Consider the following 512-nt stretch of genomic DNA (forward strand, 5'->3'; position numbering starts at 1 on the left):
CCTGCAACAGGCGGTCCGGCGTCGGTGTGCCCAGGGCAGCGCGGATCGCGTTCTTGTCGTCGCCGCGGCCGAGATCCTCGATCTCGATTTCGTCGAGGCCGGTCAGGCCGGTCTCGAGGCCGCGCAGCGCCTTCTGCAGCGATTCCTGGAAGGTACGGCCGATGGCCATGACTTCGCCGACCGACTTCATCGAGGTGGTCAGCGTGCGCGATGCGCCCGGGAATTTCTCGAAGGCGAACCGCGGAATCTTGGTGACGACATAGTCGATGGTCGGCTCGAAGGAAGCCGGGGTGGCGCCGCCGGTGATGTCGTTGGCGATTTCATCGAGCGTGTAGCCAACAGCGAGCTTTGCCGCGACCTTGGCGATCGGGAAGCCGGTGGCTTTTGACGCCAGTGCCGACGAGCGCGACACGCGCGGATTCATTTCGATCACGACCATGCGGCCGTCGGCGGGATTGACGCCGAATTGCACGTTGGAGCCGCCGGTCTCTACGCCGATCTCGCGCAGCACC

At 65.4% G+C, this 512-nt stretch carries 1 protein-coding gene; it reads right to left on the reverse strand.

Going from position 1 to position 512, the window contains the following annotated elements:
* A partial coding sequence (locus AC1DU6_RS35930) for an ATP-binding protein (RefSeq protein ID WP_477863446.1) occupies positions 1-512 on the reverse strand: 512 nt, incomplete at both ends.

The organism is Roseateles sp. P5_B10 (genome assembly GCF_056400485.1).